Origin of the sequence: Ostreiculturibacter nitratireducens (assembly GCF_032670585.1) — a bacterium.
Lineage (GTDB): Bacteria > Pseudomonadota > Alphaproteobacteria > Rhodobacterales > Rhodobacteraceae > Ostreiculturibacter > Ostreiculturibacter nitratireducens.
The window spans coordinates 534,648-556,807 of the sequence record NZ_JAVQHL010000001.1 but is presented as its reverse complement, the minus strand read 5'-3'; the positions used below and the strand labels follow the sequence as shown (position 1 = coordinate 556,807).

Genomic DNA, 22,160 nt, shown 5'->3' with positions numbered 1-22,160 from the left:
CCCGGCTACTCCGGGCACAGTGTCCGGAACCCACGCCTTACCTGTTTGGGGAGTGAATTGATGCCCAGTCCGAGAATTCTGTCCGTGCGGTCGCTTTGGGCCGCTGCCCGGCGGATCCCGGTCCTTCTTGCGGTCCTTGGCCTTCTGGCCTTGTCCCTGCCGGGGGCAGCGCAGGCCCAAAGCTCCGTGCGTCCGCCCGAATCCGCGACGACATCCGAGGTGCCGCTTGGCCCTGATTTCCGGGGTGGCGTCCTGGGGAACCGGTCCGATGGGGAGATCTGGCATGACATCCGCCTCGGTGCGGAGGGTACGGCCACGATCCCCGATCCCAACGCGGCGACGCTGATCCAGTCCCAGGGCGAGGACTGGCGGCTTCTGCGCCTGCAATGGGTCATACCCTACGGCGGTCAGGTGCTTCTGGCAGTGCTGGGCATTCTCGCCGTCTTCTTCGTCGTGCGGGGGAGGATCAAGATCAAGGGAGGCCGCTCCGGCCGGGTCATACCCCGATTTTCCCTGGTTGAGAGGGTGGTGCACTGGTTCACCGCGATCCTCTTCGTCCTGCTTGGCGTGAGCGGCCTGATCATCCTCTTCGGTCGGCCGCTTCTGATTCCGGTCATCGGTGCCGATGCCTTCGCCCTTCTGGCCAGCGCCTCGATGCAGGGCCACAACCTTTTCGGGCCGCTCTTCATCCTGTCTATCGTCGCGCTCTTCGTCACCTTCGTGCGGGGCAACGGCTATCGCTGGGTCGATCTGAAATGGGCGTTCAAGGGCGGCGGGCTGCTGGGCGGACACGCGAGCTCCGGGCGCTACAATTTCGGCGAGAAATCGTGGTTTTGGTGGGCTACGCTCTGCGGGATCGCACTTTCGGTTTCCGGGATACTGATGCTCTTTCCCAACCACCTGCCGGTCTTCGCCGAACAGGTGGATCCCTCCGTACCGCCCGAACGCGCGCTCTTGCAGATAGCCACCGTGGTCCATGCGGTCGCGGCGCTGGCCTTCATTGCCTTCGGCATGGGCCACATCTACCTCGGCACGATCGGGATGGAGGGCGCGCTTGAAGGCATGACGCGCGGCACGGTCGACGAGAACTGGGCCAAGGAACACCACGACCTTTGGTATGAAGACCACCTCGCTGCGGCGAGCACCGACAGCGTCCGCGCCGAGGTCAAGGCCGCGGCCGGCGACGTCTAGGAGGATGGGCATGACGTTTCTGGAACTGACCGAAGGGCCTCTGTGGTACATCGCCGCAACCGTCTTCGTTGCCGGCGTGGCCTGGCGCCTGATCGGCATCCTGCGGCTGGGTCGTCCCGTCGACCGCAGCGTGGCGCGCGGTTCGGGCGTGGGCGGGGCGCTGAAGGCGATCGCGCTCCATTCGGTGCCGCATGGCGGCAACCTCAAGCGCACAGTCTACCACTTCCTGACGGGCTACGCCTTTCACGTGGGCCTCTTCGTGCTTCTCTTCTTCGCGGCGCCGCATATCGCCTTCATCGAGGAGCGCATCCTTGGCGTCGGCTGGACGCCGCTGCCGCGCTGGGGCTTCATCCTCGCGGCGGAGGCGGCATTTGCCGGGCTCATCCTGATGTGGGTCCGCCGGATGACCGACCCGGTGATGCGCCGGCTGTCGGATGCCGACGACCACGTGGCCACCTGGCTCACCTTCGTCGTCATGTTGACCGGCTGCCTCGCGCTGCAGGAGGCGCATGACGGACTGCGCGCGCTCCACATGCTCGCCGTCGAGGCGCTCTTGATCTACTTCCCGTTCAGCCGCCTGATGCACGCCTTCACCTTCGCCTTCAGCCGCTCTTACACCGGCGCAACCTACGGACGCAGGGGGGTGACGCCATGAGCGACGCCGTGACCGACACCGCAAACGCAGAGAAGCGACAGGTCAATACGCAGGGGGCGATCGACAAGTTCCTCGCCCTGACCGGCAGCCATGTCGCGTCCTACCTCGACGCCTGCATCCATTGCGGCCAGTGCAGCCAGGCCTGCCATTTCCACGAAGTCACGCGGGACCCGAAATACACGCCCGCGCTGAAGCTTCAGCCCATCACCCGGGTCTACAAGCGCCACAAGGCACCCTTGTCCGGGATCAAGCGGATGCTCGGGCTCGTGCCGCCCGAACTGACCGCGGACTACCTCATCGAACAGCAGGAGATCCTGTTCGACAGCTGCACCATGTGCGGCCGCTGCACCGAGGTCTGTCCGATGGGCATCGACATCGCCTCGATCGTGGCGCTTTCGCGCCAGGCCATGGTGGCCGCGGGCCTCGGGCCGGCCGACCTGATGCAGGCGGCCGACAACGCGCGCGACAAGGGGAGCCCCCTTGGCATGACTTCGGAGGTTCTTGCCGACCGGATCGAGTGGCTTGCCGACGATAACGAGATCGATATCCCGCTCGACCGCGACAAGGCCGAGGTTCTCATCACCGTCTCGTCCATCGAGATGATGAAATACCCGGATTCGATTGTCGCCATGGCGCGGCTCCTGAACCACGCCGGCGTCGACTGGACGATCTCGTCAAAGGGTTACGAGGCGACGAATTTCGGCGTGCTCTCGGGCAAGAGCGACGTGGCGAAGGTGATGGTCGAGCGGCTTGCCGAAGCTGCCGAGGCGGTCGGGGCCAAGACGCTCGTCATCCCCGAATGCGGCCACGCCTACGGTGCGATGCGCTGGAGCGGGGCGAATATCCTCGGCCGGCCCTTGCCCTTCGAGGTGACGCATATCACCGAGTTCCTCGCGGACCTCATCCGGGCCGGCAAGCTCAAGCTCAAGAAATCCGATGTCGCGATGACGTATCACGACCCCTGCCAGGTGTCTCGCCGGGGCGGCGCGACGCAGGCCGCGCGCGACATAATCGGCGCTTTCGCGACCGACTTCCGCGAGATGTCACCGACAGGTAACCATAACTGGTGCTGCGGCGGGGGCGGTGGCGTGCAGGCTATGGCCAGCGCCTCGGAATTGCGCCATGAAGTGTTTCGGATCAAGATGGACCAGGTGGCGGCGACAGGGGCCGATGGTCTCGTCTCGGCCTGTGCCAACTGTCGGTTGACGATGGACGAAAGCCGCCAGGCGCTCGGTTGGGAGCACGAGGTCCAGAGCCTCGTCGAAGTGCTGGCCGACCAGATTGACGAATAGGGCGCAGCGGCGCCGGACAAAAAAAGGAGCAGGATTGATGAGCGAAGAAGCCTTCAACATGTCGATGCGCAAGTTTCTCAAGCAGGTCGGCGTGACCTCGCAGCAGCAGATCGAGGAACTGGTGCGGGGCGGCAAGGCTGGCGGCGGCAAGCTCAAGGTGAAGATGGTGCTCACGGCCGAGGGCGCGCCGCTGGATCATGTCGTCGAGGGAGAGATCGAACTGCCCTGACTGACGTGCTGCCTCCGCCGGAGCTTCCGCCGCTACTCACCGGCCATCCCGTGACCGATGGGTATGATCCTTCGCGCGTGGCGTTGGAAGGGGGGAGGGCGGGTCATTTCGGCGCGGGGATTCTCTGCTGGTCGGACGAGACGGCGGTGGCCGCTGCCGCGCTGGTGCTGGAACCCGAGGTTCCTCTCAGGGTGGCGGCGCAGATGGCGCCCCTGATGCTTGTCGCGATCGGGGACGCGCTTGGTGCGATCGGACCGCCCAATTTTTCCTACGGGGTGCGCTGGCCCTTGACGGTCCTTGCCAACGGCGGCGTCGCGGGGGAGGTGACGCTTGCCCGTCCCGAGGGCGCGCGGGCGGAAGAGGTGCCCGCCCACATCGTCGTGGGTTTCCGTATCGCGCTCACTCTGCCCGACGATCTGCCTGGCGAGCCGGGCGAAGTGGCGCATCTGACGGCCCTGCACGAGGAAGGCTGCGGCGATATCGACCGCAGCGCCTTGATCGGTGCCGTCGCGCGGCATTTCCTCTCCTGGCTCGACGCCTGGCACCATGAGGGCTTCACGCCCGTCGCAAGGGTTCTGACGTCGCGACTGGAGCCCGAAGCCTCGGTCGAGGGCGCCCGCCTTGTGCGGATCGACGACACAGGCAGCGCGATCGCCGTAGAGGGGCAGGGCGAGCGCGGCATCCCTCTCACCAAGGCATTGGGAATCCGGACATGACAGACGCGGCGGTCATCTGGAAATCGGCGGGGCTGCACCTGACCCGGCGGCTGCAGAACGGATGGCTTGAAGTCAGCCCGGAGCTGTTGCGGGCCTACTATACCCGGCCCGAGATCCATCCCGTGGCCGAGAGCTGCGCGGCGGAGATCGCTCTGTTCGAACGGCTGATGGCCGAGCCCGCCGCGCCCGTGACCGAAGCGGACCTTTCCGCCATCGCCGACCGCGATACGGCGGCGAACTACGCGGTCGTGCTGCGCTTCCGAGACCACCTGATCGCTCACGGCTCGGTCGAGGCGGGTTATCGCGCGCTGTTCGAGCCGGGCGCGCCGGCCGTGCCTCCGATGTTTATCGATCAGCTCGTTCACCTGATCATGTCCAATCTACTGCGTGGAGAGACGGACGCTTTCCTGGCACGTGCCGCGGAGCTGTTCTTCCGCGACCAGGTCGCGACCACGTCGGACGAGCAGTTGCTGCTCGCCGACGCGGAGGTGGTCGATACAAGGGCGCAGTCGGGGGCGCTGGTGCCCGCCGGTGCGGAGCCGCCGCGCGAGGTGGAACTCGACATCCTTACGCCGCGCACGGCGTCGGGCTACTGGGACCGCGCCGACCGGTTCGACTTCGCGCTGGATTTCCGTTTCGCCGAGCCCGGCCAGGATGCCTTCGCCCGGCTGATCGAGCGTTGGCTTCTGCATTTCCTCGACCTCACCGTGCGCGTCCAGCCGCTGCAATCGGTCCAGAACCAGAGCTGGCCGTGGCACGTGGGGCTCGACGCGGAGGCGACGCGTATTCTCAACGCGCTCTACCGAGGCGAGGAACTGCCGGCGGAGGGGCAGGGACGCATCGCGGCGCTATTCCGGATGGAGGTCGCCGAACCCGATCGGCTGATCGAACGGATGCGCGGCAAGCCGGTTTTTCTCGGCCTCGCCCTCGATGCCGGCAACCGGCTGAGGATGAAGCCGCAGAACCTTCTGGTGAACCTGCCGCTTCTGCCTGTCAGGCAGTGAGCGACGGAGGCGGCAAGGAACCCCCGTCGCTTGGACAGGCAACCTATTCGTCGCCGAGGAAATCGTCGATCGACAGCCCCTTCTTCTCGGCGTTGAGGTAGTCGTCGGTCGTCCGCGTCCGGCGCGGATGGGCGATGGCGAAGGGGTCGGTTCCGCCTCTCGACAGCTCCGCCAGCCGGCAGGCGTCGCACATGCGCAGCAGCCTGGCACTGTCCTCGGTGGCGAACATCCGGTGCTTTCCCGCCAGCGTGCGTTCCACCGCCCGGAGCATCCCGCCCGCCGCGAACGGCTTGCCGCAGGAGATGCAGAGCGCGGGTTCGTCCTCGTTCAGCGTCACGGGCTGCATGACGGAGGGCGCGAGGTTGTATCTCGGCTGAAGCGAGATCGCGTCTTCCGGGCATGTGTTGGCGCAAAGCCCGCACTGCACGCAGGCAGCCTCGACGAACCGCAGCTGCGGCTTGTCGGGCGCGTCGCGCAGCGCGTCGACGGGGCAGGCGGTGACGCAGGCGAGGCACAGAGTGCAGGCATCGGTGTCGACCACGACAGCGCCGTAGGGTGCCGTTGCCGGAAGATCGAACTGATCCGAAGCCGGCTTTCCCGCCTCGGCCAGCGCAGCCAATGCACCGCGGGCGACTTCGCGCTTGCCGCCGAGAGGGGCCGGAGCGCCATGGGTGATCTCGGGCAGGTTGGTCAGGGAGTGAATGCGGGCCTCGACCGCGTCGGGATCACTCTCCATCACCGTCACGACGCGCCCGCCTTGAAGCCCGAAGCCCGCAAGCAGCGCCTCCATCAGGTCGACCTCCGCTTCCAGCGCGGCGAATTCCCCGGCCTTGGCCGGGTCGGCCAGCACGACCACCTGCCGGAACCCGGCAGCGAGCGCGGCCGCGACAAGATCGTGGCCCATTCCGCTGGCCGAGTGCAGTTCCCAGGGAATGACGCGGGCGGGGAGTCCGCGGCCATGACGCGCCATCGCGCCGATAAGCGGAGTGCCGTGGCTCGCGTCATGCAGTAGCAGAACCGGGGCAGCGCCGCCCGCGGCGAGGTAGCTGCGCGCCAGCGTCTGGATCCGTCCGATCTGGTCGGAGCGGTTCGGATAGGCGTAGGAGATTGCTCCCGTCGGGCAATGGGCCGCGCAGTTGCCGCAGCCGCCGCAGATGCCGGGGTCGACGTGAACGCCATCGCCGTCCGGGGTGATCGCCCCGGCGGGGCAATGGTCGAGGCAGTTGGTGCAGCCGGTGATGCGTGACCGTTCATGGGCGCAGATTCCGGCATCGTAGGTGACGTAGATCGGCTTCTCGAAAGTGCCCACGAAATCAGACGCGTCGAGGATTGCCTCCAGGACGGCTGCAGGGCTGCCCGGATCGGCGCGGAAATAGCCGTCGCGTCCTTCGGGCCTCGGGAAGAGCGAGGCGTCACCCGTCATGTCGAAGATCACGCTGCACTGTGTCTTCGCGCCGTTCCGGGCCATCGTGAATTCCGCTGTGCCCCGCGAAGAGGGTAGAAGCGCGGCGTAGCCGTCAACAGTCAGTTCGAACCCGCCGAGCGAACCCTGGGCCTTGCTCACCCGGCCGGCGAAGATCGGGAAATCGAGCACGGGCGGCAGCATCAGGTCGGCCGGATCGGTCAGGAGCAGCGTGACGGAAAGCGTCCGGTTCAGCTTCGCGGCCGCTTCGTAGGCGGCCTGGCCTTGCCCCATCACGAGGCACAGCCCGTCGCTCTCGATCGTGCGCAGCCGCGCGGGTGTGACCGGGGCAAGCGCAGCCTCGATGAGCGCGACCATCTTCGGCACCGGCGACGCGCGGTCGCCGCTCCACCCGGCCGTTTCGCGGATGTTCACGAAGCGAGGGCCTTCGCGCCCGGCCTCCCCGGCGACTTCCGCGAAAAGCGGGCTCTCCTGCGTGCAGGCCACGCAGATCGGGGCGTCGTCCTGAAGCGCGGCCTCGAACTTCGCCAGTTCGGCGCGGCACAGATGCCGGTGAAACGAGGCTTCGCGCCCCCCGACCTTGCCCAGGGCCTTCCCGAGCCCGTCCGGCGCGACCTCCATCGAGCCTTCGCAACTGCACAGAAAAAGCCGTGTCTCCTCCCGGGCCATATCTTCTCCCTTGTTGTCTTGTGACATGACCTTATTCTTTGCCACGGAGGAGGCAACCTTGTTTACCCGACACCGGCAAAAGGAGCTTCGGCCACGTGGCTCGTGAGATGACCATAATGCTTGGCGTGATGGCGGAGCGGCGCAAGTCCGTTTCGCGTTGGGCCAAGGACTACTGGATCCCGGTTGGCGTGATGCTGGCGCCCGCCGATCTGGAGCCGGGAGACGTGCTGTTTTCGGACGACCGGGTCACGCGCTACTACATGGGGCGGTTCGACCTCACCTGCTACGCCGCCGACACCGAGGCCTATATCGAGAATTTCGACAGCGGCGCGCCCGCTCTCTATGTCGTTCTGCGCCGCGACACGGAGGGCACGCACCCGCTGGACTGGTTCGTGCACATGGTCACCGCGTCACCGCACGAGGCTCAGGACTGCGAGGTGGGAAGCGACGATCTCATCGAGCGGATACAGATGCCGCCCGAGATCGAACAGGCGATGCTGGATTTCCTCGACGCCTACCACGTCGAGCGGAAATTCGTGAAACGCCGGCGCGACAAGATCGATGTCGAGGAACAGAAATTCGGCAAGCAGCCGATCTTCCTGCAACGCAATCGCCGGAGCGGCGGAGGATTGGATGGCTGAAAGGGACGAAGACGGCTTCGTCGCCCGCTGGTCGCGGCGGAAGCGGCAGGTCGAGGCGGAGGAGGATGTCAGCGCGCCCGATCCCGAGGTCCTGGAGGCCGAGGAATCGGCGCGGCTGGCAGAGGAAGAGGCCAACAGGCTGGCAGCCGAGGCCATCGATCTGGATGCGCTGAAATATGGCGACGATTTCTCGATCTTTCTCAAGCGTGGCGTGCCGGATCTGCTTCGACGCAGGGCCTTGCGGAAGTTCTTCGCCTCGGACCCGATTCTGGCCAATCTCGACGGGTTGAACGACTACGACGAAGATTACACGGACCCCGCCCGCAAGGTGTACAAATCGAGCTGGGACGTCGTTCGCGGATACATGACCGAGGCCGATGAGACCGTGCGGAGCGTGAGCGCGCCGCAGGAAGACGCGATAAAGGCGCCTGCCGCTTCGGAGGAGGAGCCGCGCGCAACCGAGGAGGAGCCGGCGGAAGCTCCGGCCTGGGACGAGGAAGGATCAGACGCGGGGGAAGAGCCAGATACGACGGTGCAGCCGGAGGCGCCGCGCCGCGTGTCCCTTCGCCGCAGGCTCGAAGGTTAAGGGGAGGTTTCTTGGCTATCGAAGCGGAAAAGGTGCTGGCGCAGTTGCGCCGCGTGAAGGGTCCCGAACTGACCGGCAATATCGTCGATCTCGGACTGGTTTCGGATCTGTTGGTCGAGGGCGACAAGGTCACGTTTTCGGTGACCGTCCCGGCCCAGCTCGCCAAGCAGCTTGAGCCCTTGCGTGCGGCCGCAGAGAAGGCGGCGCTGTCCGCGGAGGGTGTGGGCAGGGCCATCGTCACCCTGACGGCGGCGAGTGCTGCGCCCGACCGGCAAGAGCCAGTCCGGCCGGCACCCAAGGCCGCGCAGGCCGGGGACGTGCCGCCGCCGATGCTGCGGCAGGCGCGCCCCCAGACTCCGCCGCCGGGCACCAAGGCCCCGGTGCCGGGGATCGGCGCCATCATCGCTGTCGCCTCGGGCAAGGGCGGCGTCGGGAAATCCACCACTTCGGTCAACATTGCGCTGGCTCTTCAGGCAAACGGGCTGAAGGTCGGCATTCTCGACGCGGACATCTACGGCCCCTCGATGCCTCGGCTCCTGCATGTTTCGGGCCGGCCCGAGGCGGGGGAGGGCGGGGTGATCGAGCCGCTCGAGGCCTACGGGCTCAAGGTCATGTCGATGGGTTTCCTCGTCGACGAGGAAGACCCGATGATCTGGCGCGGCCCGATGGTGATGCAGGCACTGACTCAGATGCTGCGCGAAGTGAACTGGGGAGAGCTTGACGTACTCATTGTCGACATGCCTCCGGGTACGGGCGACGCCCAGCTGACGATGGCGCAGAGCGTGCCCCTGGCCGGCGCTATCATCGTCTCGACGCCGCAGGACCTCGCGCTGATCGACGCCCGCAAGGGGCTGAACATGTTCCGCAAGGTCAACGTGCCGATCCTCGGGCTGGTGGAGAACATGTCCACCTTCATCTGCCCCGACTGCGGCGGCCGTCACGACATCTTCGGCCACGGCGGCGCGCGGGCCGAGGCCGCCCGCATCGGCGCGCCGTTCCTCGGCGAGGTGCCATTGGAGATGACGATCCGCAGCCATTCCGACAGCGGCACGCCGATCGTGATCGCCGATCCCGACGGGCCGCAGGCTGCGATCTATCGCGAGATCGCGCAGAAGGTCTGGCAGCGGCTGGGGGAAGAACGGCGGATGGCGGGGAACTGAGCTGTCGGCGGCAGTGCCGGGCGCCTTCGGTCCTGCAGGGCCCCCCTCCTGCATGAAAGCGGTTGCAGAACCGCTGGCAGCCTTGTCTCATGTGCCGCATGAAGCGCGTGGCCGTCGGCTCTGCGTATGGCTCGGAGAGTGGCGCAAGGATCGATGACAGTCACATTGAAGGACGTTGCGAAGCGGGCCGGGGTCTCCCGTTCGGCGGTTTCGCGGACCTTCACCGAAGGCGCCTCCGTGTCCGAAAAGACCCGGCGCAAGGTGGAGCAGGCCGCCGCCGAACTTGGCTACAGCCCGAGCGTTCTGGCCTCCAGCCTGACGACGGGGCGGACGAAGCTGATCGGGCTCGTTTCGAACAACTTCCACAACCCGGTATTCCTCGAAGTCTTCGACCGCTTCACGAAGGGCCTGCAGGAGCGCGGGCTCAGGCCGCTTCTCGTCAACCTCTCGGACGAAACTGATCCCGCGGCCTCGGTCCGGCTCCTGCGGCAGTATTCGGTCGACGCCGTGATCGTCGCTTCCTCGACTCTTCCGCCGAGCTTCTCGCGGGCCTTCCGCGAGGCGCGGGTGCCGGTGGTGCATTCCTTCGGCCGGCCGACGGGGCAGGCGGAGGTGCATGTGGTGGGGATCGACAACGTCGAGGCGGGGCGCCTTGCCGCACGGACGCTGGTGGCGCGGGGATATCGTCGGCTCGCGTTCCTGGGCGGGCCGGAGGCGGCGACCTCGACGCAGGATCGCCTCACCGGTTTCCGCGAGGAATTGGCGCGCCATCCCGGGGCCGCGGCGACCGCGAGCTTCGCCACCGCCTATTCCTTCGAGGCGGGAAGGGCGGAAATGCGGCGGCTCCTGTCCGAGGGGCCGCCGGCCGAAGCCTATTTCTGCGGCGACGACGTGCTGTCGATCGGCGCGCTCTCGGCCCTGAGGGACGCCGGACTCGACGTGCCGGGAGACGTCGGTCTTCTCGGGCTCAACGACATGGAGATGGCCGGCTGGGAGATCATAAACCTCAGCACGATCCGTCAGCCGATCCCGGAGATCGTCGCGGCCTCCATCGAACTCGCCGTGGCGGTCGCGGAGACGCCTGACGGCCCGCCGGAGGCCCGCATTCTCACCTGCGAGGTGGTGGAGCGCGGGACGCTCCGGCCCCTGCCCAGCCCCTAGCTAGCGGAACATCGGCGGCCGGGCGTCGACCCAGGTGCCTTCCGCCTTGCCGGATTCGGCGACGGCGAAAACGGCCGCCATGGAACGCAGGCCATCCTCCGCGCGCGGGTAGAGGTCGGCCGCGGGGTCCATCGCGCGGCCCTCCTTGCGGGCGCGAATCGCCTCGGCGAGGTCGCGGTAGATGTTGGCGAAGGCGAGGGGCATGCCCTCGGCATGCCCGATGGTGACGCGACTGGCGCGGTCCGCCTCGGGCGAGAGATTGGCCTCGCCGCGTTCGATCACCTGAAGCCGGCCCCCGAGCGGCATCCAGAAAAGTTGGTTCGGCTGCTCCTGCGCCCAGCGGAGCCCGCCCTTTTCGCCGAAGATCTGGATCGTGAGGCCATGCTGCCGGCCGATGGCGACGGAGGAGGTCCAAAGCCGTCCGACGGCACCGCCGGACATCCGGAAGTTCACCATCGCGTCGTCTTCAAGGACACGGGAGGCGATGCAGGAGACGGTGTCTGCCGAAAGCCTCTCGACCTGCTGTCCGGCCACGAAAGACGCCATGTGCAGCGCGTGGATGCCGCAATCGGCGAACTGAGCCGAGACACCGGCCTGCTTCGGGTCATACCGCCAGCGGACGCGCGGGTTGTCAGCGTCGGCGGCGTCGGCGTGGTGGCCGTGGGCGAATTCTGCCACGACGAGGCGGACCTTCCCGAGGTCGCCCCGCGCCACCATGGCCCGCATGTGCCGGACGAGAGCATAGCCGGTGTAGCCGTAGTTGACCGCGCAGATCTTGCCCGTCGCCTCGGAGATACGGACGATCTCCTCGCCTTCCTCTACGGTCATCGTCATCGGCTTCTCGCAGAGCACGTGGAAGCCCGCCTCCAGGAAGGCTTTGGTGATGTCGAAATGCGTGGCGTTCGGCGTCGCGACGGTCACGAGGTCCACCCGGTCCGGACGGTTCCGCTCGCCTTCCAGCATCTCCCGCCAGTCGCCATAGGAACGGTCGGCGGCAAGGCCGAGCCGCTGCCCGAATTCGCGCCCCGCCTCCGGCCGGTGGTCGAGAGCGCCCGCGACGAAGGCGAATTCGCCGTCGACCGCCGCGCCCAGACGGTGGGCCGGGCCGATCTGGCTGCCCTCACCGCCGCCAACGAGGCCCCAGTTCAGTTTCGCCATTTCGGACTCTCCTCAGTTGAAGCCGATGGATTCGAGATACTCGCGGTTGGCACGCGCGTCGTCGAGCGGGCGGACGTCGAGCGTCGGGTCGCAGTCCTGCTCGACCGTGCACCAGCCCCCGAACCCCGCGTCGAGGAGAACCTGGCGAACGACCGGGAAATCGACGTCGCCCTTGCCGAGGTTGCAGAAGATGCCCTGTCCGCAAGCCTCGTAGAAATCGGTGCGATGGGCGACCGCGCGGGCCTTCACCTTGGGGTCGATGTCCTTGAAGTGCATGTAGCTGATGCGTGGCATGTGACGCTTCATGAAGGCGACGGGGTCATAGCCGGCGTAGGAGTGGTGGCCGGTGTCGAAGCAGATCTTCAGGATGTTGTCGTCCACCTCGTCGAGAAGCCGCTCGAGTTCGGGTTCGAAGTCGATGAAGCCCGCCGCGTGGGCATGGATTCCGACGGTGAGGCCGTAGTCCTCGGCTCCCATCTTCGCGACGTGGGCGATCCGGTCGCGGAAGGCGGTCCACTCGGTCTTGTCCATCTGCTCGGCCTCGGCGGGACGTCCGGCCGTGGGCGCGCGACGCGGCGAGATCGAGTCGATCAGCACCAGGTGCTTGGCGCCATGCGCAACGAGCGCCTTGCAGGTGCGGGTCGCGCCGTCCATCACCTCGTCCCATTTCTCGGGGTCGTGGAACGGCCGGAACACCACGCCGCCGATCAGCGTCAGGCCGTTCTCGTCCAGCGCCTCGGACAGGATGGCGGGATCTTCGGGCATGAACCCGACGGGGCCCAGTTCGATCCCCCGGTAGCCGGCCTCGGCGCATTCCTTCAGCACCTGCCGCCAAGGCGGATTGCGCGGGTCGTCCGGAAATTCGACGCCCCAGGAACAGGGAGCGTTGCCGATGCGAATGGTCATGATTGGATGCCCTCAGGGTTGATCGACCTGTGTCCAGGTTCCGGCTCTGGCGGAGGCCAGGACGGCCTCCACAACCTCTGCCACGGCGAGCCCGTCGCGGAATGTCGGCCAGACCGGCTCGCCCGTTTCGATTGCGCGGAGGAAGTCGCGCGCCTCGATGATGATCTGGTCCTGGTAGCCGGTGCCGTGGCCGGGGCCCTGGCAGAAGGCCGCGTAGTCAGGATGCGCGGGTCCCGTGAGGATCTTCCGGAATCCCCGCTCGGCCTCGGGTCCCTCGGCCCGGTAGAGCCAGAGAGTGTTCTGGTCCTCCTGGTCGAAGCGGATGGCGCCCTTCGTGCCGTGGATTTCGTAGGCGTAGCCCATCTTGCGCCCCGTGGCGACGCGGCTGGAATAGATGTGACCCATCACGCCCGACGCGAAGCGGACCATGATCTGGGCGTGGTCATCGTTCGTGACGCGCCCGCCGGGCCGCGAATCGTGGACGCATTCGACATCCGCGAGGACTCGCGCGATGGGTCCCATCAGCGCGAGCGCCGCGTTGATCGGATGGGGCGCGAGATCGCCCATGTTGCCGTTCGCCACCCCCTCGCAGCGCCAGCTGAACGGCGTCTCCGGATCGGCCAGGAAGTCCTCGGTGTGCTCGCCGCGGAACCAGGTGACATCGCCGATCGCGCCCTCCGCGAGGAGACGGCGCGCGAACTGGCTCGCCGGTGTGCGGATGTAGTTGAAGCCGACCATGTTCGGCACACCTGCCGTCTCGGCCATCGCCACCATCGCGCGGGCGTCTTCGATATTGTCGGCCAGGGGCTTTTCACAGAATACCGGCTTGCCCTGCGAAAGGGCGGCTTCGGCGACGGCGCGGTGGGTATCCTGCGGCGAGGCGATGATGACGGCCTCGACACGCGGATCGTTCACGAGTTCCGCCCAGTCCGCCGCCGCGCGGGCGAAGCCGAAGGCGTCGCGGTAGCGCCCGGCGCTTTCGCGCGAAGAGGCGGCGACCATCTCCAGACGCGGGCGGAGCCGGGTTTCGAACACCGCGCCAACCGCCGACATGGCTACCGCATGGGCCTTGCCCATATAGCCGCCGCCCACGATCCCGATGCCGATGTCCGACATGGCGCCCTCCCGTCCCGGATTGGATTTGCAACCGGTTGCAACTTCTGTATCGTAGCACATGCCTTGGCGCAACGGCTCTCCTTCCGACCGGGCGCGCCCCGCAACGGCGAGAGGACAGATGGCCGACCTTGCACGCCTGAAAGGCAATTCCTTCCTCATACTCGGCCGCGCCGGAATGGATCTTTACGCCGACCCGCCCGGCACCCGGACGGAGGACGCGCGGAGCTTCACAGCTTGCCTCGGCGGTTCGTCCGCCAACATCGCGGCGGCGATCGTGCGGCTCGGCGGACAGGCCGCGCTGGTCACGCGCGTATCGGACGACGCGGTGGGGCTGTTCTGCCTTGCCGAACTCGACCGCTACGGGATCGACCGTCGGCACGTGACACCCGTCGGCGGCGAGGCGAGGAATTCGCTGGCCGTGGTCGAGACGCGGACCGAGCCCGCATCGGTGATCTACCGCAACGGCGCTGCCGATTTCGAAATGACCGAATCGGACGTGGAAGCGGTGGACTACGCCGCCTATTCGGCGCTCGTCTGCACCGGCACGGTGCTCGCCGCGGAACCGTCGCGGTCTGCCGCGTTCCGGGCCTTCGACCTGGCCCGTAGGGCTGGCCTTCCGATCGTCTTCGACGTCGACTACCGGCCCTATTCCTGGCCTTCGCCCGAGGTCGCCACCCAGGTCTACTCCCGCGCGGGCGCGCTTTCCGACGTGATCGTCGGCAACGACGTGGAGTTCGGCTTCATGGCCGGCGACTACGGCCTGGGCCTCGAAAAGGCGCGGGAACTCGTGCGGCAGGGCGCCGCCATCGCCGTCTACAAGCGCGGCGAAGCGGGAGCGGTCACGATCACGCCGAATGCCGAGGTGACGACCGGCATCTACGCGACCGAAGCACTGAAGCCGACGGGCGCGGGCGACAGCTTCCTCGGCGGGTTCCTCGCCGCGCTCGCCCAGGACCGCAGCGTCGAAGAGGCCGTGCTGAGGGGATCTGCCGCCGCCGCCATCGTCGTCTCTCGCGTGGGCTGCGCCCCGGCCATGCCCACCAACGCCGAGCTTGAAGACTTCCTTTCCAGCCACGCCGGGCCAACCGCCGCCTGACAGGAGATCCAATGCACATCCCACCGCATGACAACCGCAACGAACCCATCGTCGGCACCGACCACCCGCTGGTGCCGCTGAACTACTTCAACATCGTGAAGCTGAAAGCGGGCGAGAGCTTCGATTACGCTGTGCCGGGCTACGAGAGTTGCGTGGTGCCGGCCACCGGAACGGTGACGGTGGATGTGGCGGGCGAGACCTACAGGGACATCGGCAACCGCATGAAGGACGTCTGGGACGGCGAGCCCGAGGGCGTCTACGTCCCGACCGGAACGCCTGCGCGGATCACCTGCCGATCCGACGCTGCGGAGGTGTTCATCGGCGGCGCGAAATTCGATGAGGTCAAGAAACCCTTCGCCGTCCGTGCGCACGAGCTGGACGTCGTCCAATACGGATCTGATGACACCAAGACCCACCGCAAGATCAAGCACATCCTCGGCGCGGCCTATCACGACCGGGTGGGAAGGCTTCTCGTGTCGGAGCTCTTCACCGTGGGCGCGGGCGGCTGGTCGGGGTTCCCCTCGCACAAGCATGACACCGACCGCCTGCCGGAAGAAACGCGGCATGATGAAACCTACAACTTCCGTTTCCGCCCGAACTACGGCTCGGGGCTGCAGATGCTTCAGCGCGTCGACAACGAACCGGGTGACGCCTACCACGTGATGGACGGATCGACCGTGCTGATCGACAAGGGCTACCACCCCTGCTGCGTGCTGCCGGGCTACGAGATGTACTACTTCACGATCCTCGGCGGTCTCTCGCAGCGCAGCCTGAAGCAGTATTTCCAGCCCACACACGCCGAGCAGCTGCACACGATCCCCGGCATCATGGACATGGTGGCCAAGTTCAAATGACGCTGGCGACACTCGCCGAGGTGCTGCAACCCGCGCTGCGGGAGGGCTACGCGGTGGCGGGCCTCGTCTGCCTCGGTTGGGAGGACATGCGCGCCTACGTGGCGGCGGCGGAGGCCGAAGGCGCGCCGGTGATCCTGCAGGCGGGGCCGTCCTGCCGGGCGCACACGCCGCTACCAGTCCTGGCCGCGATGATGCGGCACCTGGGGGAGGGCGCCTCGGTCCCGGTAGTCATCCATCTCGACCACGGGGCGAGCGCCGAGGAATGCCGGGCGGCGATCCGGGAGGGGTTCACGTCGGTCATGTTCGACGGTTCGCGGATGCCTCTGGACCAGAACATCGCCGAAACCGGCGCCATCGCGGAAATGGCCCACGCCGCAGGCGTGTCCTGCGAAGGCGAAATCGGCTTTGTCGGCTACCGGAGCGGAGCGCCGTCGCAGGGCACCGATCCGGTGGAGGCCGCGCGCTTCGCCCGCGAGACCGGCGTCGATGCGATGGCGATCTCGGTCGGCAACGTCCACCTGCAGGAAAGCCACGACGGACGGATCGACGAGACCCGCCTCGAGGCAATCGCGACGGCGACGGACGTTCCTCTCGTCATTCACGGCGGTTCGGGCATTCCTCCCGCGGACCGCGCGCGGCTGGCGAAGACCTCGAATATCTGCAAGTTCAACATCGGGACCGAATTGCGGATGGTCTTCGGGCAGGCATTGCGCGAGGCGATCGCTGCCCAGCCGAACACGTTCGATCGGATCGAACTTCTGAAACGGACGATCGCCCCGATGGAGGCGGCCACCCGCCAGGTGATCCGCAATCTGCGGGGGTGAGGCCGGAGCACGCCTCCTTACGGAGGGCAAGGCGGCGGCATTGCGCGACTGCGGACGCTCGGTCCGACCAAGGTCCGAAACTGGGCGGCCCTTTGACGGAAGATGACCGGCCCTTGTGCGGTGATGTTCGTTCCCGGCTTGAGCGATGCTCCTTTCACGGACATCCGAGCCTTCAAGGAGAATGAACATGATACGCAGGCATCTTATCGGCACCGCAGCAATCGCTCTGGGTCTTTCTTTCGTCTTCTCGCCGCTCCAGGCGGCAAGCCCCGCCGTTGGTCTCGGCCTCCCGGGCATCGCCCTGGACAGCGGAGACGACCTCGTGATCGACGTGCGCCAGGGGCGCAGCGGAACAGGTGAGCGCGGCCGTGATCGCGACCGGGACGACGATGACGACGACGATGACGACGATCATCGGGGGCGCGGCAGCGACGATGACGACGATGACGACCGCGGTTCCGGCCGCGACCGGCCGCGGATTCCGGGCGGCTCCGGCTGCGACGATCCGCACGACGTGGCCGAACATCCTGAATGTCAGGTGTGACACCCAGGGGCCGCTCTTTCCCCAAAGCTCCCTGCGGCCCCGGGAAGCGCGGGTTCGTCCCGCGCTTCCCCTTTTTTCGGGCCGATTTGGCCGGACCAAGGTCCGATGCGGCGCGAGGGAAGACGTGGCAGGAATGCGCAGATGGTGCCGTCAGACCACGATCATCCAACCATGCAAACCCGGTTGCGACCCGTCTTGTTCCTGACCCTCGCGGTCCTCTTCCTGGCCGCGCCCTTTGCCGTCGGCTTCGACCGGAACCGGGGGATATCCATCACCGCCGCGACGGCCCGCGCCGAAAGCGGGCCGGGCAAGTACGGAGACGGCGTGTCGGGCGGTGACAGGGATGACGACCGTGACGATCACGACGACGACGATCAAGACGACGACCGGGATGCCGATGATGATGAGGGCGACGGCAGGAAGGATGACGATCGCTCGCTGAGTTCTTCGCCGGAAAGCGGGTCAGGCGGAATGACCTCCGGCGCGGACATACTGCGCATCGAGATCAGCGCCTCGGGAATCGTCGTGATCTACGCGAGTGGTACGCGGGAGATGATCGCGAACGGGATCTATGTTCGCGAGGATCGGCGGGGCCACGTCGTCGAGCGCCGGCGCGCGACGGGGGCCGACAGTGTGCGCCTTCGCGCCATTGCAGCTGGCCGCCGGGATCTGACCACGGCGACGAAGCCCCTTGATCCCTCCGCGCAGCCGGTTCGCATCCGGATCAGCGGCCGCAGCGTGATCGTCCGTTATTCGAATGGCTGGAGCGAGGAAGTCCGCGGATCGCGGTATCGCCTGACGGACAGGCACGGCAGGACAGTCTCCGACCGCGCCGCCACGGCCGCGGACCGCGACCGCCTGATGGCGCTCGCCGGAAGGTAGGGTTCAGGGCTCCCGCCAGGCTTCGTGCGCGATGATCGCGGCTTCGACCCGGTTTCGGGCATGGAGCTTGCTCAGGATCTCGGTCATGTAGTGCTTCACCGTCTTTTCCTGCAACTCCAGTTCTTCGGCGATCTCCCGGTTGGACATCCCCTTCGCGACGCGGCGCAGGATGTCCTCTTCACGCTTGGTCAGGTCATCGATCGGACTGCGCGCGGCCTTCTTCGGCGCCTGGATGAGCTTAAGCACCTGGGCGGCGAGTGCCGGGGTGATATGCGCTTCCCCCTGCGCGATGCGCGCGAGAATGCGGCGAAGCTCCCCGGCCGAGACGCCCTTCAGGATGTAGCCGATGGCCCCCGCGTTGAGGGCGGCGGTGACGTCCGAGTCGTTTTCGGAGACGGTGAGCATGGCGACATGCCGTGCGGTGCCGTCCGCCGCGATGCGTCCGGCGGCGAAGATCCCGCCCCCTGGCATCGACAGATCGAGTAGCGCGATGTCGGGACGATGCTCGGCCGCGAGCCGGATCGCATCATCTGCGCTTCCGCCGACGCCGACCACCTCGAACTCTCCGGTCTCCTCGATGCTGTGCACGAGCCCCTGGCGGAAGATCGGATGGTCGTCGGCAAGTATGACGCGAATGCTCATGTCGTCACCTCCTCCCTCGGCAGTGCGAGAGTGATCGTCGTGCCAGCGCCGGGCGTGCTGTCGATCGCGAGCGTTCCCCCGATGCTCTCGGCGCGGTCGATGAGGCCAAGAAGCCCCTGTCCTCCGTCCTGGCGCAGAGATACGGCCATTGTCCTGTCGAACCCTTCGCCGTCATCGCGGACGGCGACCTTGAACACGCGCGCCTCCGCGAAGGTCCTCACTTCGGCCGCGGAGACCCCGGCATGGCGCGCGACGTTCGACAGGGTCTCCTGCAGGAACCGGTAGACGCATAGCTTCTGAGCGTAGTCGAACGCGGCGCCGGCGGGAGGGCTTCCCGCGAGTGCCACCGTCATTCCCGTCTTCTGCCCATGTTCCTGGACTGCCCTTTCTATCACCGCAGCCATGTCGATCACGTCGAGGTCGGGCAGCGCAAGGCCGCGTGAAATGGTCCGGATCTCGGCGAGCGCCTGGTCCAGCGAGGCCCGCACCGAGGCCACTTCGGTGCTGTCGCGCTCCGTCTCGGGGACGGCGGAGTCCAGCCGCAACGCGGCCAGTGCGAGGTGCTGGGCCGGGCCGTCGTGCAAATCGGCGCCCACCTGCCGGATCGTCTTTTCGGTCTGGGCCGTCGCTCGGGACGAGGCCGACACGACGCGCCTCCGCAATTCGTCATTCTGCGCCGAGATCGCCCGCGTTTCGGCCAGCTGTTCGTTCAGAAGAATCCTCTGCCGGTCGATCGTCCGCCCGCCGGCCTGCACGATGCCGAAGAGCAGAAGCCCGCTGGCAAGGAACGTCGAACCCACCACGAGCCAGCTGGTGCGCTGCGCGTCGGCAAGCTCGGCCTCCAGTTCGGTGGCGTTGTGATAGAACTCCACCACCGCGATGACGTCCCCGGTGAAGTACTCGTGCACCGGGCTGTAGACCTCAAGGAGAGGGATGCCGAGAGCGGCCTCGCGGTCGTCCTCGGCGTCGTCGAAATCTTCGTAGGAGGCGGCGACCTGCCCCTGCCAGGCGTGCCGGAGGTCTTCGGACTCCTCGAATCTCCGCCCGACGATCTCTGCATCCGACGCCATCAGCACGAGCCCTCCGGGCCGCCATATCTTGTAGGAGACGACGCGCTCGGCCACGGCAGGCGAGGTGAACACCTCGGTCAACGCGCGGCTCACCGGGCTGGAAAGCGCGCTGTCGCCCGCAAACTCGTCGCCGAGCGGCGCAATGAAGGTTTCGACGTAGTCGGCCGCCGCCGCTGCCGAACTCATCACCACGCCCTGCTCGATGCGCGCCGAAACCCAGAAACCGACGATCAGGGCGGCCAGCGCCATGACGACGCCCCCGGCCAGCACGAACTGAACGGGCAAGGTCCATCGGTCCCAGAGGGCAAGGCGCTGCTTCTGCGTCTGCATGGCGGCAAACTAGCACAACCCACGGTGGCTACTACGGACTTTGGTCGGAGGAGCCGGTTGAGCTTCGCCAGAGTTGTCGCCGTGCGCATGGCGCCAATCCTGAGGTCGTCGCGAGGAGGCCTTCGGCTCTTTTGCGATATCTCCCGGCTTCCGCCGCTCTACCGCAAACATTGAAACACGAGCATGCCGCCGAGCGACAAACAGCTGAAACGAAGTCGCGGCAAGACTCCGGACCCATCAGTCACAGGAGACAGATCATGCAGACTTCGGATGTGAACGCCTACACAACTGGCCGGCACCTTGTCCGTTTGGGCTGGCACTGGCCCAAATGGCTCGAAGCGCTCGTCGCGAACCGTGGGAATGTGCGTGAACCAGCACGTGGCGCGCGCGGGGCCGCGGCGAAAACAGGGATCAGCCGCGCCGATTCCGCCTTTCTTCGCCGCCACGCGGATCGGGATCTGCGTCATCCGACACGCTTTGGATGGTGAGTGGAGGCGTTCGATCCAGACGGGCGTCGACCTGCTGTTTGCCGGCTCGGGTGAGCGCGTTTGTCCACCCGTTCTGATCGCGGCGTCCGGCAAGAAGGATTCGTGCTATCCTGCAATGGGGGATGGGCAGGCCGGATCGGCACTGCACGGGGCAGGCGGACGGGTTGCACCAGAGCCTCTAGGGAGGACGAACCATGCCACGGTTCATAGTCACCGGTTGTTACACTGCTTCGGCGATGAAAGGTCTGATGGAAAACCCGAGCGACCGGGAGGCGGCCGCTAGGAAGCTGGTCGAGGCCGCGGGTGGCAAGCTTGAAAGCTTCTACATGACGACGGGTCCATCCGACTTCACGATGAAGATCGTGATCGATGACGTCAGTTCGCTTCTCGCCGGGCTGATGGTCGCAGCCAGCACCGGAGCGATCTCCAACGTGCAGACAATCCGCGCCTTCACGTCGGACGAATTCACTGCGATTCAGAAGAAGGCCGCAAGTCTGGCGGCCCAATACAGCGCACCCGCCTAGCGAAATTCCGTGGCCGGGAGACGCCTGCAGGTTCCCCGGCCACGGAGCATGTGCCGAATTGCCGCGCTTCCAAAGCAGGCGGCAACGGCCCGAAGCGGCTCAATCGCCCGGCCTGACGCGCGCGGCGGTCTTGTTCGCGAAAGCCTCGAGCCGTTCTCGCGCAGCGTGCTGAGTGTTCACGACACCCGCGACCACGGCCTCTGCGTAGGACGCATCCAGCGCGGACATGTTGCCGATGTGGCTGATCGCCGAACAGATGGCGAAGTTCGTCAGCGGCAGGTTCTGAGCGGCCTTGCGGGCGAGGTCGAGCGCCACGTCGAAGCTTGACCCTTCGACGAGGTATTGCGCCAGCCCGATGTCGATGGCCTCGCGGCCCTTGTAGACGCGGCCGGTCAGCATCATGTCGATCATCCGCGCCTTGCCGACGAGGTCCGCCACCCGGATCGTCGCGCCGCCGCCCGTGAAGAGCCCGCGCTGGCCCTCCGGCAACGCGAAATAGGTGGATGCATCCGCCACGCGAACATGTGCGGAGGAGGCGAGTTCCAGCCCGCCGCCGACGACCGCGCCCTTCAGCGCGGCGATGATCGGGACACCGCCGTATTCCATCTTGTTGAACGCCTCGTGCCAGCGCAGGCAGAGGTGCATGAAATCCTCGGGGCGGCGGTCTTCCTTGTGGTGTTCGACCAGGTCGAGGCCCGCGCAGAAGTGGTCGCCCTCGGCGGCCAGGACCACGGCCCGGACCCCGGCCCGGGGCACGGCGGAGAAGAGCGTGACAAGTTCCTCGACCGTGACCGCATCCAGCGCGTTGCGTTTGGCGGGACGGTTCAGCGTGGCGACAAGGACACCGTCCTCATGCAGGTCGAGCGTGATGTTCGTGAGGTTCAGTTGGGTGATGTCGATGGTCATTCGATCTTTCCTTCGGATCACGCGGTCATGTCCGGAGCCAGCCCCGATGCCCGCAGGATGTGGGCCCCGCGAACCGGAAGGTCGGCAAGCGGG

General features: G+C 66.8%; 23 protein-coding genes. 16 read left to right on the top strand and 7 right to left on the bottom strand.

The window, feature by feature from the left end:
- Positions 1-60 precede the first annotated feature (60 nt).
- Genes ABCN56_RS02595 through ABCN56_RS02570 form a run of 6 tightly spaced genes read left to right on the top strand, consistent with a single transcriptional unit; the run spans position 61 to position 5,087 of the window.
- Positions 61-1,191 (top strand): formate dehydrogenase subunit gamma, encoded by a 1,131-nt coding sequence (locus tag ABCN56_RS02595; RefSeq protein ID WP_343079208.1) that lies wholly within the window; start codon positions 61-63, stop codon positions 1,189-1,191.
- Between the two features lie 10 nt (positions 1,192-1,201).
- The gene (locus ABCN56_RS02590; RefSeq protein WP_343079207.1) at positions 1,202-1,846 is read left to right on the top strand and encodes a hypothetical protein; all 645 of its coding nucleotides are present in this window, start codon (positions 1,202-1,204) and stop codon (positions 1,844-1,846) included.
- Entirely contained in the window at positions 1,843-3,138 is a 1,296-nt protein-coding gene (locus ABCN56_RS02585; protein ID WP_343079206.1) for a (Fe-S)-binding protein, read from the top strand. Before ABCN56_RS02590 ends, ABCN56_RS02585 begins: the two co-directional genes overlap by 4 nt.
- 37 nt (positions 3,139-3,175) lie before the next feature.
- Positions 3,176-3,367 (top strand): DUF6494 family protein, encoded by a 192-nt coding sequence (locus ABCN56_RS02580; protein ID WP_343079205.1) that lies wholly within the window; start codon positions 3,176-3,178, stop codon positions 3,365-3,367.
- 5 nt (positions 3,368-3,372) lie between these two features.
- Positions 3,373-4,083, top strand: a complete 711-nt coding sequence (locus ABCN56_RS02575) for a biotin/lipoate--protein ligase family protein (RefSeq protein WP_343079204.1) — start codon at positions 3,373-3,375, stop codon at positions 4,081-4,083.
- Positions 4,080-5,087 (top strand): DUF6352 family protein, encoded by a 1,008-nt coding sequence (locus tag ABCN56_RS02570; RefSeq protein WP_343079203.1) that lies wholly within the window; start codon positions 4,080-4,082, stop codon positions 5,085-5,087. The genes ABCN56_RS02575 and ABCN56_RS02570 overlap by 4 nt, the downstream gene beginning before the upstream one ends.
- A gap of 43 nt (positions 5,088-5,130) precedes the next feature.
- Here the strand turns inward: ABCN56_RS02570 and ABCN56_RS02565 are convergent, their stop codons facing one another.
- Positions 5,131-7,179, bottom strand: coding sequence for a 4Fe-4S binding protein (locus ABCN56_RS02565; RefSeq protein WP_343079202.1), 2,049 nt, complete (start codon positions 7,177-7,179; stop codon positions 5,131-5,133).
- Between the two features lie 107 nt (positions 7,180-7,286).
- On the opposite strand from ABCN56_RS02565, the gene ABCN56_RS02560 reads away from it, so the two are divergent.
- From ABCN56_RS02560 to ABCN56_RS02545, 4 genes are all read left to right on the top strand, one after another.
- Positions 7,287-7,820 (top strand): DUF3305 domain-containing protein, encoded by a 534-nt coding sequence (locus ABCN56_RS02560; protein WP_343079201.1) that lies wholly within the window; start codon positions 7,287-7,289, stop codon positions 7,818-7,820.
- On the top strand, positions 7,813-8,406 hold the full coding sequence (locus tag ABCN56_RS02555) for a DUF3306 domain-containing protein (protein WP_343079200.1): 594 nt from the start codon (positions 7,813-7,815) through the stop codon (positions 8,404-8,406). The genes ABCN56_RS02560 and ABCN56_RS02555 overlap by 8 nt, the downstream gene beginning before the upstream one ends.
- Before the next feature lie 11 nt (positions 8,407-8,417).
- Positions 8,418-9,566, top strand: coding sequence for an Mrp/NBP35 family ATP-binding protein (locus ABCN56_RS02550; protein WP_343079199.1), 1,149 nt, complete (start codon positions 8,418-8,420; stop codon positions 9,564-9,566).
- 153 nt (positions 9,567-9,719) lie between these two features.
- The gene (locus ABCN56_RS02545) at positions 9,720-10,727 is read left to right on the top strand and encodes a LacI family DNA-binding transcriptional regulator (RefSeq protein WP_343079198.1); all 1,008 of its coding nucleotides are present in this window, start codon (positions 9,720-9,722) and stop codon (positions 10,725-10,727) included.
- Here ABCN56_RS02545 and ABCN56_RS02540 read toward each other — a convergent pair whose 3' ends face one another.
- From ABCN56_RS02540 to ABCN56_RS02530, 3 genes are read right to left on the bottom strand one after another with little or no spacing between them, the layout of a single operon-like run.
- Complete coding sequence (locus tag ABCN56_RS02540) at positions 10,728-11,885, bottom strand: Gfo/Idh/MocA family protein (RefSeq protein WP_343079197.1); 1,158 nt, start codon at positions 11,883-11,885, stop codon at positions 10,728-10,730.
- A 12-nt stretch (positions 11,886-11,897) separates the two neighbouring features.
- The gene (locus ABCN56_RS02535; protein WP_343079196.1) at positions 11,898-12,791 is read right to left on the bottom strand and encodes a sugar phosphate isomerase/epimerase family protein; all 894 of its coding nucleotides are present in this window, start codon (positions 12,789-12,791) and stop codon (positions 11,898-11,900) included.
- A gap of 12 nt (positions 12,792-12,803) precedes the next feature.
- Positions 12,804-13,907: a Gfo/Idh/MocA family protein gene (locus tag ABCN56_RS02530; RefSeq protein ID WP_343079195.1), complete on the bottom strand. Its 1,104-nt coding sequence runs from the start codon at positions 13,905-13,907 to the stop codon at positions 12,804-12,806.
- A gap of 118 nt (positions 13,908-14,025) precedes the next feature.
- Between ABCN56_RS02530 and iolC the strand changes: the two genes are divergently transcribed.
- The 5 genes from iolC (at position 14,026) to ABCN56_RS02505 (ending at position 18,107) form a co-directional block, all read left to right on the top strand.
- The gene (iolC, locus tag ABCN56_RS02525) at positions 14,026-15,003 is read left to right on the top strand and encodes a 5-dehydro-2-deoxygluconokinase (protein WP_343079194.1); all 978 of its coding nucleotides are present in this window, start codon (positions 14,026-14,028) and stop codon (positions 15,001-15,003) included.
- A gap of 11 nt (positions 15,004-15,014) precedes the next feature.
- Complete coding sequence (locus ABCN56_RS02520; protein ID WP_343079193.1) at positions 15,015-15,857, top strand: 5-deoxy-glucuronate isomerase; 843 nt, start codon at positions 15,015-15,017, stop codon at positions 15,855-15,857.
- Positions 15,854-16,681 carry a class II fructose-bisphosphate aldolase gene (locus ABCN56_RS02515; protein ID WP_343079192.1) on the top strand — a complete coding sequence of 276 codons (828 nt, stop codon included), beginning with the start codon at positions 15,854-15,856 and terminating at the stop codon, positions 16,679-16,681. Before ABCN56_RS02520 ends, ABCN56_RS02515 begins: the two co-directional genes overlap by 4 nt.
- 187 nt (positions 16,682-16,868) lie before the next feature.
- Complete coding sequence (locus tag ABCN56_RS02510) at positions 16,869-17,225, top strand: hypothetical protein (protein ID WP_343079191.1); 357 nt, start codon at positions 16,869-16,871, stop codon at positions 17,223-17,225.
- A gap of 195 nt (positions 17,226-17,420) precedes the next feature.
- Positions 17,421-18,107, top strand: coding sequence for a hypothetical protein (locus ABCN56_RS02505; protein ID WP_343079190.1), 687 nt, complete (start codon positions 17,421-17,423; stop codon positions 18,105-18,107).
- Positions 18,108-18,110: 3 nt separating this feature from the next.
- Here the strand turns inward: ABCN56_RS02505 and ABCN56_RS02500 are convergent, their stop codons facing one another.
- Positions 18,111-18,749, bottom strand: coding sequence for a LuxR C-terminal-related transcriptional regulator (locus ABCN56_RS02500; protein WP_343079189.1), 639 nt, complete (start codon positions 18,747-18,749; stop codon positions 18,111-18,113).
- Positions 18,746-20,149 carry a sensor histidine kinase gene (locus ABCN56_RS02495; protein WP_343079188.1) on the bottom strand — a complete coding sequence of 468 codons (1,404 nt, stop codon included), beginning with the start codon at positions 20,147-20,149 and terminating at the stop codon, positions 18,746-18,748. The genes ABCN56_RS02500 and ABCN56_RS02495 overlap by 4 nt, the downstream gene beginning before the upstream one ends.
- Before the next feature lie 682 nt (positions 20,150-20,831).
- Between ABCN56_RS02495 and ABCN56_RS02490 the strand changes: the two genes are divergently transcribed.
- Positions 20,832-21,161, top strand: coding sequence for a GYD domain-containing protein (locus ABCN56_RS02490; RefSeq protein ID WP_343079187.1), 330 nt, complete (start codon positions 20,832-20,834; stop codon positions 21,159-21,161).
- Positions 21,162-21,260: 99 nt separating this feature from the next.
- Here the strand turns inward: ABCN56_RS02490 and ABCN56_RS02485 are convergent, their stop codons facing one another.
- Entirely contained in the window at positions 21,261-22,067 is an 807-nt protein-coding gene (locus tag ABCN56_RS02485) for a crotonase/enoyl-CoA hydratase family protein (protein ID WP_343079186.1), read from the bottom strand.
- Positions 22,068-22,160 lie beyond the last annotated feature (93 nt).